This is a genomic window from Falsiroseomonas sp. RANM36 (assembly GCF_056682175.1).
This window is the reverse complement of sequence record NZ_JBWXTD010000069.1, coordinates 1-278: the sequence shown is the minus strand read 5'-3', so window position 1 is coordinate 278 and position 278 is coordinate 1. Positions and strand designations below refer to the sequence as shown.

The window sequence follows — 278 nt, the reverse complement described above, 5'->3', positions numbered from 1 at the left end:
CCGCGCTGCTCGGCGGCATCGGCTACTGGTTCGTGCCGATGATGATCGGCGCGGGCATGACCGCGAAGAACACCATGATCAGGCCGTGGGCGGAGACGAAGGCGTTCCACATCAGCCCATCGGCGAAGAACTGCATCCCCGGCTGCTGCAGTTCGAGGCGCAACAGCAGCGAAAGCCCGATGCCGACGATCGCGGCGATCAGCCCGAAGCCGAAGTAGAGCGTGCCGAAGTCCTAGTGGTTCGTGCTGAACAGCCAGCGCTGCACGAAGCCCGGGATG

Annotated in this window: 1 protein-coding gene; it reads right to left on the bottom strand. The window is 64.7% G+C overall.

All coding sequences use genetic code 11. The features are described 5' to 3' along the window. Positions 1–22: 22 nt before the first annotated feature. A complete protein-coding gene (locus AC1MIR_RS27875; protein ID WP_480031418.1) occupies positions 23–169 on the bottom strand; it encodes a hypothetical protein in 147 nt (48 codons plus the stop codon). Positions 170–278 lie beyond the last annotated feature (109 nt).